This window comes from Streptomyces atratus (genome assembly GCF_014648655.1).
In the GTDB taxonomy this organism is placed as follows: domain Bacteria; phylum Actinomycetota; class Actinomycetes; order Streptomycetales; family Streptomycetaceae; genus Streptomyces; species Streptomyces atratus.
In genome coordinates this window covers 20,786-33,898 of sequence record NZ_BMRN01000024.1, presented here as the reverse complement: position 1 = coordinate 33,898, position 13,113 = coordinate 20,786, and the positions used below count along the sequence as shown (strand labels likewise).

The following is a 13,113-nucleotide window of genomic DNA, read 5'->3' as shown; positions in this document are numbered from 1 at the left end:
GCGCAGAAGATCTTTCCTTGTCCATGTCGAAAGACCCGGGCGTCGAAAGACCTGGGCGTCAAAGGACCCGACGCCGGGCAGGACCCGGCCTCACGGACCAGGAGACCCACCATGACCATGACCAGCACCACCACGACCACCGGCTCGAACAGGGCCGCGCTCGTCACCGGCGGCAGCCGGGGCATCGGCGCCGCGACCGCCCTGCGGCTGGCCCGGGACGGCGCCGATGTGGCGCTGACATACGTGCGGGACGAGGACGGCGCGCAGGCGGTCGTCAAGAAGATCCAGTCGTACGGCCGGCGCGGAATCGCGCTGCGCGCCGACTCGGCCGACCCGGATGCCGCCCCGGCGGCCGTGCGCCGTGCCGCCGACACGCTCGGCCGGCTCGACATCCTGGTCAACAACGCGGGCATCGGCGTCCTCGGCCCCATCGAAAGCCTCACCCCCGCCGACGTCGACCGGGTGCTCGCGGTCAACGTACGGGCGGTCTTCCTGGCCTGCCGCACGGCGGCGGGGCTGATGGGGGACGGTGGCCGCATCATCTCCCTCGGCACGGCTCTCAGCCGGCACGCGGGCGGTCCCGGCTCCACCCTCTACACGATGAGCAAGTCGGCGCTGGCCGGCCTGACCAAGCCGCTCGCCCGCGAACTCGGCCCGCGCGGCATCACGGTCAACCTGGTCCAGCCGGGCCCGGTCGACACGGACCTCAACCCGGCCGACGGCCCGCTCGCCGCCGGGCAGCTGTCCGCGACCGCACTGAACCGGTTCGGCTCCGTGGACGAAGTGGCTTCCCTGATCGCCTATTTGGCCAGTGCCGAGGCGGCGTACATCACGGGTACGGAGGTGACGGTGGACGGGGGCCACGCCGCTTGACCCGGCTTCGCAGCGGCAACCCGCCGGCCGGTCTCCCGACCCTCGGCCTGATCCGGCGGGGCTACGGCCACGACCGGGGAGACGAGGTCATCACCCAACTGCGCAGGGCCCGTGGGGCTGTGGGCCGGGCTCACCCGCACGGTCCGTGTCTCGCGCCCCGGTCCGTCCTACCCTGGCCAGTAAGGTTTCCGAACGAAAAGGGAGATCATGACCGAGACCCCGGTTCGCACCCTGAACGACGGCCGCACCATTCCCGCCGTCGGGCTCGGCACCTGGCCGTTGGGCGACGAAGCGGCGGAGAAGGCCGTCGTCGGGGCACTGGGCCTCGGCTACCGGCTCGTCGACACCGCACTGAGCTACGGCAACGAGACCGGTACCGGCCGCGGGATCGCCCGCAGCGGCGTGCGGAGGGAGGACGTCTTCGTCACCACCAAGGTCCCGGGCCGGCATCACGGTTACGAGCCGACGCTGGCGTCGTTCGAGGAGTCGCGGCGCAATCTCGGGCTGGAGTACGTGGATCTGTATCTCATCCACTGGCCGTTGCCCCGGCTCGATCGGTACGTCGACACCTGGAAGGCGCTGATCCGGCTCCGTGAGGACGGTCTGGTGCGCTCGATCGGCGTCTCCAACTTCACCGCGGCCCAGATCGACCGGCTGGAGCAGGAGACGGGGGTGCTGCCGGCCGTCAACCAGATCGAGATGCACCCGCGCCTGCCGCAGGACGAACTGCGGTCCGCGCACGCCGCCAGGGGCATCGTCACGGAGAGCTGGAGCCCGCTCGGCCGCGGGCGCGATCTGCCGGCCGCCCCGGAGCTGGCCGCCGTCGCCGGCGCGCACGGTGTGACGCCCGCTCAGGCCGTGCTGCGCTGGCACACCCAGCTCGGTGCCGTACCGATCCCCAAGTCGGCCGATCCGGGACGGCAGCGCGAGAACCTGGACCTGTTCGGATTCGAGCTGACGGCGGACGAGCTCGCCCGCATCTCGGCCGGGCCGCGGCAGCGGTTCGGCGGGGATCCCGAGGTCCACGAGGAGTTCTGAGGGGCCTGTCGCGTCGGTGTGTGTCCGTGCCGCCGTGTCCGCGTCACTCGGCACGGACACGCCGACGTGCGGATCACCGCGAGCGCGGGGTGAGCTCCGCCATCCGGGACCAACCCTCGCCCGGCACCTCGACGTTGATGATCTCCGGAGTCTGGGCGACGAGATCCGCCATGGTGTCCATCGCCGCGGCGAAGTGCTGCGACTTCACATGGGCCTCCCCGGCCTCGGGGGAGGCGAAGGCCTCCAGCAGGACGAACTGGTCCGGGTTCTCGACGCTGTACGACCACTCGAAGAACACATTGCCGGGCTCCTTCCGGGTGGCAAGGGTGAAGTCCTCTACGGCCGGGAGCCAGTTGTCGCGGTCGGCGCTGTGGACGGTGAATTTGACGGCGATGAAGATCATGCACCCAGGTTCCCATATGCCTTGGACGAGGACCGATGGGGCACACCCGGATGGAGCCGGACGGGCCGGATATCGGCCCGTCCGGCTCCCGGGTGGGCCAAAGGCCCTAACCGCCGAGCTCGCGGTGGCGCGCGGCCAGTCGCGCGGCGCCCCCCTCCGTCGGTGAGCCGAACAACCGCAGCCGGGAAATGCCGCCGTCGGGGAAGATGTCGATCCGGATGTGCGTTGCCCGCACCGCCTCCGGCAGGACGAAGCGGTGGTTCGTGTCGGGCTGCAGCCGGGTCCGGGGCAGCACTTCGGTCCACTCGCCGCTCTCCCCGTCGCATGCGGAAAGGCTCGCCCAGCCTGCCGAGTTGCCCTTCAGATACGCGGTGTCGATCTCGACGGCGCGGATCTCCGCCTGCTCGACGAGCCGGTAGCGGATCCAGTCGTTGCCCTTGTCGCGTCGGCGGCGGGTCTCCCAGCCGTCGTCCATCTTGCGGGACCTGCCCGGCTGGATGGTGTTGGTGGCCGGGGAGTAGAAGCGGTCGGAGGCGTCCTCGACCATGCCGCCGTTCTCCAGGGCGACCAGATCAAAGGTGCCGAGGGCGGCCAGCCAGGCGGGGTCGGGGGCGACCTCGCCGTACACCCGGAGTCGGGCGATCCCGCCGTCGGGGTGCTGATTGACCCGCAGATGGGTCACACGTTGCTCGGCCGCGACGACGAAGCCATTGGCCGCGTGCCCGCCAACGGCTGTACGCGGTACGAGCGTTGTCCACTTCACGCCGGGCCCGAGGAGTTCCCCGGGCGACGGGGAGCCGGGGACGCAGGCCGCCTCGACGGAGACGGCCTGCGGGTAGTTGCCGCGGAAGTGGGCGGTGTCGACGATGATGCCGCGTACGACTCCGGGCGCACCGAGCCGTACGAGTGCCCAGTCGTGGTCCTCGTCCGTGGGGTGCGGCCGGTCGGCGCTCGCGCCGCGTCGGCGGCGGGTCTCCCAGCCGTCCATGATCTTGCCCTTGTGCCCGAAGCGCTCGGGATCGAACTCGGCGGGCTCCGGCTTCAGCAGATTCTCGCGCTCGGCGAAGAACTCGTCGTTGGCGGCGATCACTCCCGCGCCGAGCCGCCGGTCGGCAAGGTCGACGAGGTCGGTGAAGGGGAAGTCGGCGGTGCGGTAGTCGGCGTACGGATCGCCGCCGCCGTACGGATTCGCGTCGCCGGTGAAGCGGGCTGTCGCCGTCATGGTCAGTGGTTCCTTTCGAGGAGGCGTCCGGTGGGTTCGGCGACGGTGCCGTCCGCCGCGATCCTTGCGCCGCGCAGCCAGGTCGATCTCACGACGCCGTGCAGGGTCCTGCCGGCGTAGGCGGTGACCTGGTTGCGGTGGAAGAGTTCGGCGGGGTCGACGGTGAAGGTCTCGTCCGGGGCGAGGACGGCGAAGTCGGCGTCGCGGCCGGCCTCGATGGCGCCCTTGCGGGTGAGCCCGGCCAGTGCCGCGGGGGCGGCCGACATCCAGCGGACGACGTCGTCGAGCGAGTGGCCGCGCCTGCGGGCCTCGGTCCAGATGGCGGGGAGCCCCAGCTGGAGGGAGGAGATGCCGCCCCAGGCGGAGGCGAAGTCCGGCGTCTTGAGGTCGGTGGTGCACGGCGAGTGGTCGGAGACGATGCAGTCGATCGTCCCGTCGGCCAGCCCGCCCCACAGCGCGTCCTGGTTGGCGGCCTCCCTGATCGGCGGGCAGCACTTGAACTCCGTCGCGCCGTCCGGGACTTCCTCGGCGGTGAGGGTGAGGAAGTGCGGACAGGACTCGACGGTGATCCGTACGCCCTCACGCTTGGCGGCGGCGATCATCGGCAGCGCGTCACCGGAGGAGAGGTGCAGCACATGAACCCGGGCGTTCAGCCGCCTGGCGTGCGCGATGAGCCCCTCGATCGCGGTGTTCTCGGCGTCACGGGGCCGGGAGGCGAGAAAGTCGGCATACGCGGGCCCGCTGCGCTGCGGTGCGGAGGCCAGATGGCGCGGATCCTCGGCGTGCACGATCAGCAGCCCGCCGAAGCCGGCGATCTCGGCCATGGACCTGGCCAGCTGCTCCTGGTCGAGCTCCGGGAACTCGTCGACGCCGGAGGGCGAGAGGAAGCATTTGAAGCCGAACACCCCGGCCTCGTACAGCGGGCGCAGGTCCTTGACATTGGACGGGATCGCTCCGCCCCAGAATCCGGTGTCGATGTGCGCCTTGGGGGCGGCCACCTGCTGCTTGGTGCGCAGATGAGCGACGCTTGTGGTCGGCGGGAGGGAGTTGAGCGGCATGTCGAGCAGGGTGGTGATGCCGCCCGCCGCCGCGGCGCGGGTGGCGGTGCGGAAACCTTCCCACTCGGTGCGGCCGGGGTCGTTCACATGGACATGGGTGTCGACGAGTCCGGGCAGCAGGACGTCGTCACCGAAGTCCTCCGACCGGGCACCGGCCGGCACCTCGGTGTCGTACGGCAGGACGGCGTCGATTCTCCCGTCGGCGACGGCAACCGCCGCGGGACGCGTCCCGTCCGGGGTGACGACACGCGTCGAGCGCAGTACCAGATTCACGTCCGCACCGGACACCCGTGCTCCTCACTTCGGACTTTCGGCCACTGGCAAATTCAACGAACTGTTGAAGGAGTCTTCACTCGGGATTCGGGCCCGTCAAGACCCCACTTTCCCCGCCGGACAGCCGGTGGACCACCCGCGCCCACAACTGGAGATTTCCACAAAGCAAAAGATCAATTTCGGAGAGCGGAACGTAACATGGAACCAGTGCGGCACCGCAGAACTGCCCCGCCGACCGCAGACACCGGGACAAACGGTCTCTGACCGGCCAGGACGCCGCACCCGGAGCAGTGGGCCGATCGGGAACCGCCCGGTAGGCTGCTGCCTTGCTCTTCCGCCTCGAAAGGACCGTTGACGTGCCGCCGTCCCACGCCAGCACATCCGACTCCAAGCCCGCCGCTTCCAGCGGTGGTGTGCAGTCCCTTGAGCGCGCCTTCGATCTGCTGGAGCGGATGGCGGACGCGGGGGGCGAGGTCGGGCTGAGTGAACTCTCCGCGAGCAGCGGACTCCCGCTGCCGACCATTCACCGACTGATGCGCACGCTGGTGATCTGCGGATATGTGCGCCAGCAGCCGAACCGGCGCTATGCGCTCGGCCCGCGTCTGATCCGGCTCGGCGAGTCCGCGTCCCGGCTGCTCGGCACCTGGGCCCGCCCGTATCTCGCGCGTCTGGTCGAGGAGACCGGCGAGACCGCGAACATGGCGCTGCTCGACGGCGACGAGATCGTGTACGTGGCGCAGGTGCCGTCCAAGCACTCGATGCGCATGTTCACCGAGGTGGGCCGCCGGGTGCTCCCCCACTCCACGGGGGTCGGCAAGGCGCTGCTGGCGCATACGTCCCCGGAGGAGGTACGGGCCCTGCTCGCCCGTACCGGAATGCCGGCCGCCACCGAGAAGACGATCACCACTCCTGACGGCTTCCTCGACGCACTGGAGCACGTCCGCAGGGTCGGCTACGCGGTCGACGACAACGAGCAGGAGATCGGGGTGCGCTGCCTGGCGGTCTCCGTACCCAACTCCCCCACCTCGGCCGCGATTTCGATCTCGGGTCCGGCGGGCCGGGTGACGGAGGCGGCGACGGAGCGGATCGTGCCGATTCTGCAGCAGGCCGCGAAGGAACTCTCCGACGCGCTGGCAAGCAGCGGTTCCACCGGCTGAGATGTCATGGGGGCCGGGCTCCCCCATGACGACTCAGGTCGCTACGGGCGCCGTCAGACGTCCGTCGTCCATCATGACGGTGCGGTCCACCCGGTCCAGATGGGCCCGGTCGTGCGTGACCATCACGGTCGCCGTCGACCGCTCCGTCGTCAGCGTGACCAGCAGGTCGAGCACTGCGGCACCCCGCTCGTGGTCGAGTGCGCTGGTCGGTTCGTCGACGAGCAGCACCGCCGGGTCGTTCATCAGGGCTCGGGCGATATTGATCCGCTGACGCTGTCCGCCCGACAGCTGATGGGGCCTGCGGTCGGCCTTGTCCGCGAGGCCGACCGCGTCCAGCAGCTCCAGCGCCCGGCCGCGGGCTCCGCGTACGGCGCCGCCCGACAGATGGGTCATCACCTGGAGCTGTTCGGCCGCGGTGAGGGACGGCAGCAGGTTGGGCTGCTGGAAGACGATGCCGATGCGTTCGCGGCGCAGCGCCGTCTTTTCCGCACGCCCGAGGCCCGCGGTGTCCGTACCGGCGACGACGACCCGTCCCTCGTCCGGGGTGACCAGGGTCGCGGCCACCGCCAGAAGGCTGGACTTGCCGGAGCCGGACGGTCCGACGACCGCGGTGAGCGAACCCGCGGGCACATCCAGCGAGACGTGGTCCAGGGCGGTGAGCCGGCCGTCGCCGTCGGGGTAGGTGAGGGTGACATCGGCGAGGGTGAGGGTCATCGGGCACTCCCGAGTGCGGTGAGCGGGTCGACGGCGGTGATCCGCCGGATGGACAGGGCCGCCCCGGCGGCACCGAGGGTGATCATGACTGCCGCCGGGACCAGGACGGTCGCCGCGTCGAGGACGAACGGCACGGCGCCGCCGCTGACCACCGCGCCGATGCCCGAGGCGAGTGCGGTGCCCACTCCCGTACCGATGGCGAGCATCACGACGGCCTGCCCGAGCGCGTCGCGCAGCAGATACGGGGTGGAGGCGCCGAGCGCCTTGAGGACGGCGACATCGCCGCTGCGCTGGATCGTCCAGACGGTGAAGAAGGCGCCGATGACCAGGGCGGAGATGGCGAAGAGGAAGCCGCGCATCAGCTGGAGCGAGCCGTTCTCGGCCTGGTAGGAGCCGATGGCGGTGAGGGAGTCCCCGAGGGAGAGCGTGCTGGTGCCCGTCGCTCTGTCGCCCGCGGAGAGGTCCGCGCCGTCGGTGGTGGTCAGCGCGATCACCGTGGCGTGCTGCGCACCGCCGGAGCCATCGGCCCCGAAGCGCTGCCAGTCGTCGAGCGAGGTCCACACGACCGGCGTGTGGCTGTACGAGGCATCTCCCGAGACCGCTGCCACGGTCACCTCGCTGCCGCCGAGCCGCAGCCGCTCTCCGGCCCTGGCCCCCAGGTCGTCGGCGGCCTGCTCGGACAGCACCACCTTCCCGGTGCCGACGCGCGCATCGCCGATGGGCGCCAGGCCCCCGCCCGGCTCGACACCGAAGGCCGAGACGGCGGCCGTGCGCTCCCCCTCGACGGTTGCGGCGTTGAGGGTGCGGATGCCGAGCGGCTCCGCGTCACTCACACCGGGCCGCTCGGCCCAGCTCCGCCAGGCGCTCTCCTCGACGGTCGAATTCGTGAAGGACACCGACTGGCCGTCGGGCGGGGCGGCGAACGCGAGGTGGTCCGCGTTCAGCCCCGTGACGGCCGAGGTGTTCTCCCGGGCCAGACCGGCCGTCAGGCCGGACAGCAAGCCCACGAGCAGCGTGATCAGCACCACGACCGTGCCCATGAGCGCGAACCGCCCCTTGGCGAACCTGAGATCTCTCCATGCGACGAACATGCTCCCAGTCTCGGTTCGCCGGCCTCCGGAGACATCGCTCGGCGGTGGGGCCTGACATCAACCTTTCGATTGACCGGGCGGGGGCGCCGTCCGTCTACGCTGGACGAATCATGGATTCCCGTGCCCACCCTCCGGTCGCCGCCGCGCTACGGCTGTGCCTGCACGCACTGCTCGTGGGGCTGCTCGCGCTCGCGGCGATACAAGCCGTCCGTGACGGCGCCCCGCACTCCGCCGCCGTCATCGTGGTCACCTGTGTGATGGCCTGCGTGTACGCGGCGGGCGCGCTCATCCCCGCCGTACAGCCGCACAGCCGACCGGCCGCCCTGTGGCTGGCGCTGCTGGGCGCTGTCTGGCTGGTGCTGCTCGCCCTGTCGCCCGACGCCCTGTGGGTGGCGTTCCCGCTCTACTTCCTGCAGCTGCATCTGCTGCCGACGCGCTGGGCCCTGCCGACCGTCGCGGTCACCGCTGCCGCCGCCATCGCCAGCTTCGTGCTGCACGGCCAGGCCGTCACGCCCGGCACCTTCATCGGTCCGGTGCTCGGCGCGGCGGTCGCGGTCGCGACGGTCTTCGGGTACGACGCGCTGTTCCGGGAGAACGAACGGCGCCGCGAGCTCATCGAGGAGCTGATGGCGACCCGTGCGGAGCTGGCCGAGGCGGAACGCACCGCGGGCACGCTCGCCGAACGTGAACGGCTGGCCCGTGAGATCCACGACACCCTGGCACAGGGCCTGTCCAGCATCCAGTTGCTGCTGCGCGCCGCCGAACGCACTCTCCCCGCCGACGCCCCCGCCACCGCGCACGTCCGTCGGGCCCGCGAGGCCGCACAGGACAATCTCGCCGAGGCCCGCCGCTTCGTACGCGCCCTGACACCGCCCGATCTGGAGAACGGCTCCCTGACGGCCGCCCTGGAACGCCTCTCGTCCCGCACCACGGGCCCCGGCCTCACGGTGCAGTTCGCGGTCAGCGGCACCCCGGTGGAGCTGCCCACCCCGTACGAGGTGGCATTGCTGCGTACCGCCCAGTCGGCGCTGGCCAACACGGTGCGGCACGCCGGGGCGCGGCGGGCGGAGATCACTCTCAGCTTCATGGACACCTCGGTGTCGCTGGACGTCGTCGACGACGGCCGCGGCTTCACCCCGGGGTGCGGGCCGGCCGTGACGGACGCCGGCACCGGAGGCTTCGGCCTGCCCGCGATGCGGTCGCGGGCCCGTTCGCTGGGCGGCACGCTCAGTGTCGAGTCGGCGCCCGGCCAGGGCACCGCCGTCGCCCTCACCCTCCCGCTCCCGCTTCCGCTCCCCGACGGCCGGCCAGGACAGGACGCCGCATGACCAACCCCATCAGGCTGCTGCTGGCCGACGACCACCCGGTGGTACGGGCGGGGCTACGGGCCGTGCTCGACTCCGAACCCGACTTCTGTGTGGTCGCCGAGGCGGCCACGGCCGAGCGGGCCGTCGAGCTCGCCGCGACCGGCGAGTTCGACGTCGTCCTCATGGACCTCCAGTTCGGCACGGGCATGCACGGCTCCCGGGCCACCGCGGCCATCACGGCACGACCGGACGGGCCCCGGGTCCTGATCCTCACCACGTACGACACGGACGCCGACATCCTGGCCGCGGTCGAGGCGGGCGCCGCCGGCTATCTGCTGAAGGACGCCCCGCCGGAGGAACTGGCGGCGGCGGTACGCACCGCGGCGGCCGGCCGGTCGGCGCTCGCCCCGGCCGTCGCCCACCGGCTGATGGACCGCATGCGGGCTCCGGCCGAGGCCCTGACCAAGCGCGAGCTGGAAGTCCTGCAGCTGGTCGGCGAGGGCCTTTCGAACCTGCAGATCAGCAAGAGACTCTTTCTGAGCCAGGCGACGGTGAAGTCCCATCTGGTGCACATCTACGCCAAGCTGGGCGTGGACTCCCGTACCTCTGCGGTCGCGGCGGCGACGGCCCGTCGGCTGATCCGCCGCTGATCCCGGGCCGCCGTACGTCAGCGGCGCGGCGGCTCGCCGAAGAGATCCACGGCGACTCGTACGTCCCTGAGTGCGCAGGCCAGTGCGCTGACCGAGCCGATCGCCCCCGCGATCAGCAGCAGCGAACGGCGCAGGCGCGGAATCTCGGGTGCGCCACTGACGGCCATCGCATCCAGCGCGGCCAGCTCGTCCTCGGCGATCCCCCGGTCCGGGAACTCCGCGGGATGCCCCGCGAGCTCTCGGCGGAGTCGGGAGACGGCCGTACGCAGCCCCGTCACCCTTGGATCCTCACCACTGCCGGTCACCCGCGTCTGCCCCACGCTTCGCAACAAAGCACTCCCCCTCGCACATCCTTGTGCCAGTGTTCCGACCGGGTCCCGGGCCGCGGTCAAGTGTCCTGGGATGCCCGCAAGTTAACGCCATGACAGGTGTCGAGCGCCACTCCGCAGACAGAATCAGGGTGTCCCGTAAGGGTGATGTGCATGTGGCTCCGGAGGCGGCGCCGCCCGTCCGTACCCTCCTGGGGCCCGCTTGCGCGAGGAGGGCGCATCTGAGGTATCCAGTCCGCATGACTCGGACAACACAGACCCCGATGGTCGCCGGGCTGCTGCTCGCCGCGGGCGGCGGACGGCGACTCGGCGGGCAGCCCAAGGCACTGCTCGAACACCGCGGCCGGCCGCTGGTGGAGCACGCGGTACGCGTACTGCGGGAGGGCGGCTGCGACCGCGTCCATGTGGTCCTGGGCGCCGCGGCGGAAGAGGTACGAGCGCGCGCCGACCTCGCCGGCTGCACGGTGACCGTCAACCCCGAATGGACCGAGGGCATGGGCTCGTCGTTGCGGGCAGGGCTCGGGACGCTCTCCGGTACGGGAGCGGACGCGGCGCTCGTCCTCCTGGTCGACCAGCCGGGCATCGGCGCGGACGCGGTGGCACGGGTGCGGTCGGCATACCGCTCCCGGACGAGTCTCGTGGCCGCCTCGTACGACGGTGAACGCGGCCATCCGGTGCTGTTCGGGGCCGACCGGTGGGTGGACGTCGCGGCGGGAGCGGTGGGCGACCGGGGCGCTCGGGCGTATCTGCGGGCGCACCGCGATGCGATCACGCTCGTCGAGTGTTCCGATGTGGCTCAGGCGTACGACATCGACACGGTGGAGGACCTCAAGCACCTTGAGTGAACCTACTGGCACCCGGCGCCACCCCCGCCACACTTCTGTCGACCCGGAGAATCTCGACATCAACAAACCATTGAACTTCCACCATGAGGAAACTACTATCCACTGGTCAGAAGCCCTCTGCACCCCGGACGGCACCCACGGCCGTATCCCGGAGCCCTGGCACGCCGTGCCGTTTCAGGCGACCCGGCGGCCGCGAGAAGCCGCCCGCACCGCCCGCTGAAGGAGTGACAGCTCATGTCCGCACCAGCGCCGTCCCCGCTGGCCATCGTCGATGCCGAGCCCCTGCCCCGGCAGGATGAGGTCCTTGGCCACGCGGCCCTCGCGTTCGTGGCCGAGCTGCACCGGCAGTTCACGCCCCGCCGTGACGAGCTGCTCGCCCGCCGGGGCGAGCGCCGCGCCGAGATCGCCCGTACCTCCACGCTGGACTTCCTGCCCGAGACGGCGGCGATCCGCGCGGACGACTCCTGGAAGGTCGCGCCGGCCCCGGCCGCGCTGAACGACCGCCGGGTGGAGATCACCGGTCCGACCGACCGCAAGATGACCATCAACGCCCTGAACTCGGGCGCCAAGGTCTGGCTCGCCGACTTCGAGGACGCGTCCGCCCCCACATGGGAGAACGTCATCCTCGGCCAGCTCAATCTGATCGATGCCTACACCCGTAACATCGATTTCACGGACCCCAAGTCCGGCAAGTTGTACGCCCTGAAGCCCGCCGGCGAGCTCGCGACGGTCGTCACCCGCCCCCGCGGCTGGCATCTGAACGAGCGTCACCTCCAGCTCGACGGAACCCCGGTGCCGGGTGCGCTGGTCGACTTCGGCCTCTACTTCTTCCACAACGCCCAGCGTCTGATCGACCTCGGCAAGGGCCCGTACTTCTACCTCCCGAAGACGGAGTCGCACCTGGAGGCCCGTCTCTGGAACGACATCTTCGTCTTCGCCCAGGACTACGTCGGCATCCCGCAGGGCACGGTCCGCGCGACCGTCCTCATCGAGACGATCACTGCCGCGTACGAGATGGAGGAGATCCTGTACGAGCTCCGCGACCACGCCTCCGGGCTGAACGCGGGCCGTTGGGACTATCTCTTCTCCATCGTCAAGAACTTCCGTGACGGCGGCGCCAAGTTCGTCCTCCCGGACCGCAACGCGGTGACGATGACCGCCCCGTTCATGCGCGCGTACACCGAACTCCTCGTCCGCACCTGCCACAAGCGCGGCGCGCACGCCATCGGCGGCATGGCGGCCTTCATCCCGTCCCGCCGCGACGCCGAGGTCAACAAGGTCGCCTTCGAGAAGGTCAAGGCCGACAAGGACCGCGAGGCCCACGACGGCTTCGACGGCTCCTGGGTCGCCCACCCGGACCTGGTCCCGATCGCCATGGCCTCCTTCGACGCGGTCCTCGGCGAGAAGCCGAACCAGAAGGACCGCCTGCGCGAGGACGTCTCGGTGGCGGCGGGCGACCTGATCGCCATCGACACCCTGGACGCCAGGCCCACGTACGACGGCCTGCGCAACGCCGTCTCGGTCGGCATCCGCTACATCGAGGCCTGGCTGCGCGGCATGGGCGCCGTCGCCATCTTCAACCTCATGGAGGACGCGGCCACCGCGGAGATCTCGCGCTCGCAGATCTGGCAGTGGATCAACGCGGACGTGGTCTTCGAGAACGGCGAACACGCCACGGCGGAGCTGGCCCGCAGGGTCGCGGCCGACGAACTCGCCGCGATCCGCGCGGAGATCGGCGAGGAGGCGTTCGCGTCCGGCAGGTGGCAGCAGGCCCACGACCTCCTGCTCCAGGTCTCCCTGGACCAGGACTACGCGGACTTCCTGACGCTGCCGGCGTACGAGCAGCTGGGCTGAGCCCTCGCTTCCGTCCCCGGTACCGCACTGCACCGGGGGCGGAGTGCCGGGGCGTCCCCCCGATGCGTCGGGCCGCCCCGCGAGGAGGCGGCCTCAGCGCGTTCCGGCGTCCAGGCCGACCTCCGCCCAGACGCACTTGCCCGGGGCTCCGGTGCGCGGCACGGCACATCAGCGGTCCGCGAGCCGCGAGACCAGGAGCAGGCAGCGCCCGGACTCCTCGTCCGCCGCCGGGCACTGCGGCACCCCGGCCGGGGGGAAGCGCTCGGTGCGCGTGTCGGTCACCTCGATCTGCTCCTCCG

The 13,113-nt window shown here is 71.1% G+C and carries 14 protein-coding genes; 8 read left to right on the top strand and 6 right to left on the bottom strand.

Annotation, left to right across the window (positions count from 1 at the left end):
* Positions 1-117: 117 nt before the first annotated feature.
* Positions 118-873: an SDR family oxidoreductase gene (locus IEZ15_RS29020; RefSeq protein WP_189280091.1), complete on the top strand. Its 756-nt coding sequence runs from the start codon at positions 118-120 to the stop codon at positions 871-873.
* Between the two features lie 207 nt (positions 874-1,080).
* Entirely contained in the window at positions 1,081-1,911 is an 831-nt protein-coding gene (locus IEZ15_RS29015; protein ID WP_189280036.1) for an aldo/keto reductase, read from the top strand.
* Positions 1,912-1,984: 73 nt separating this feature from the next.
* On the opposite strand, the gene IEZ15_RS29010 is transcribed toward IEZ15_RS29015, so the two are convergent.
* The 3 genes from IEZ15_RS29010 to allB all read right to left on the bottom strand — a co-directional run bounded on the left by IEZ15_RS29010 (position 1,985) and on the right by allB (position 4,882).
* On the bottom strand, positions 1,985-2,314 hold the full coding sequence (locus IEZ15_RS29010) for a putative quinol monooxygenase (protein WP_114247492.1): 330 nt from the start codon (positions 2,312-2,314) through the stop codon (positions 1,985-1,987).
* 106 nt (positions 2,315-2,420) lie between these two features.
* On the bottom strand, positions 2,421-3,536 hold the full coding sequence (gene alc, locus IEZ15_RS29005) for an allantoicase (protein WP_189280035.1): 1,116 nt from the start codon (positions 3,534-3,536) through the stop codon (positions 2,421-2,423).
* 2 nt (positions 3,537-3,538) lie between these two features.
* Positions 3,539-4,882 carry an allantoinase AllB gene (allB, locus tag IEZ15_RS29000; RefSeq protein WP_189280034.1) on the bottom strand — a complete coding sequence of 448 codons (1,344 nt, stop codon included), beginning with the start codon at positions 4,880-4,882 and terminating at the stop codon, positions 3,539-3,541.
* 341 nt (positions 4,883-5,223) lie between these two features.
* Here allB and IEZ15_RS28995 point away from each other — a divergent pair, with 341 nt between their 5' ends.
* Positions 5,224-6,024 carry an IclR family transcriptional regulator gene (locus IEZ15_RS28995; RefSeq protein ID WP_114247489.1) on the top strand — a complete coding sequence of 267 codons (801 nt, stop codon included), beginning with the start codon at positions 5,224-5,226 and terminating at the stop codon, positions 6,022-6,024.
* 33 nt (positions 6,025-6,057) lie between these two features.
* Here the strand turns inward: IEZ15_RS28995 and IEZ15_RS28990 are convergent, their stop codons facing one another.
* Both IEZ15_RS28990 and IEZ15_RS28985 read right to left on the bottom strand, forming a co-directional pair.
* Entirely contained in the window at positions 6,058-6,738 is a 681-nt protein-coding gene (locus IEZ15_RS28990; protein ID WP_114247488.1) for an ABC transporter ATP-binding protein, read from the bottom strand.
* Positions 6,735-7,829: an ABC transporter permease gene (locus IEZ15_RS28985; RefSeq protein ID WP_189280033.1), complete on the bottom strand. Its 1,095-nt coding sequence runs from the start codon at positions 7,827-7,829 to the stop codon at positions 6,735-6,737. Before IEZ15_RS28985 ends, IEZ15_RS28990 begins: the two co-directional genes overlap by 4 nt.
* Positions 7,830-7,939: 110 nt before the next feature.
* Here IEZ15_RS28985 and IEZ15_RS28980 point away from each other — a divergent pair, with 110 nt between their 5' ends.
* A complete protein-coding gene (locus IEZ15_RS28980; RefSeq protein WP_114247486.1) occupies positions 7,940-9,157 on the top strand; it encodes a sensor histidine kinase in 1,218 nt (405 codons plus the stop codon).
* Positions 9,154-9,786 (top strand): response regulator, encoded by a 633-nt coding sequence (locus IEZ15_RS28975; RefSeq protein ID WP_189280032.1) that lies wholly within the window; start codon positions 9,154-9,156, stop codon positions 9,784-9,786. Before IEZ15_RS28980 ends, IEZ15_RS28975 begins: the two co-directional genes overlap by 4 nt.
* 17 nt (positions 9,787-9,803) lie before the next feature.
* On the opposite strand, the gene IEZ15_RS28970 is transcribed toward IEZ15_RS28975, so the two are convergent.
* Entirely contained in the window at positions 9,804-10,106 is a 303-nt protein-coding gene (locus tag IEZ15_RS28970) for a DUF5955 family protein (RefSeq protein WP_189280031.1), read from the bottom strand.
* 248 nt (positions 10,107-10,354) lie between these two features.
* Between IEZ15_RS28970 and IEZ15_RS28965 the strand changes: the two genes are divergently transcribed.
* From IEZ15_RS28965 to aceB, 3 genes are read left to right on the top strand one after another with little or no spacing between them, the layout of a single operon-like run.
* Positions 10,355-10,960: a nucleotidyltransferase family protein gene (locus IEZ15_RS28965; protein WP_189280030.1), complete on the top strand. Its 606-nt coding sequence runs from the start codon at positions 10,355-10,357 to the stop codon at positions 10,958-10,960.
* Positions 10,953-11,180, top strand: coding sequence for a hypothetical protein (locus IEZ15_RS28960; protein ID WP_189280029.1), 228 nt, complete (start codon positions 10,953-10,955; stop codon positions 11,178-11,180). Before IEZ15_RS28965 ends, IEZ15_RS28960 begins: the two co-directional genes overlap by 8 nt.
* Positions 11,181-11,194: 14 nt before the next feature.
* Positions 11,195-12,814, top strand: coding sequence for a malate synthase A (gene aceB, locus IEZ15_RS28955; protein WP_189280028.1), 1,620 nt, complete (start codon positions 11,195-11,197; stop codon positions 12,812-12,814).
* Positions 12,815-13,113 lie beyond the last annotated feature (299 nt).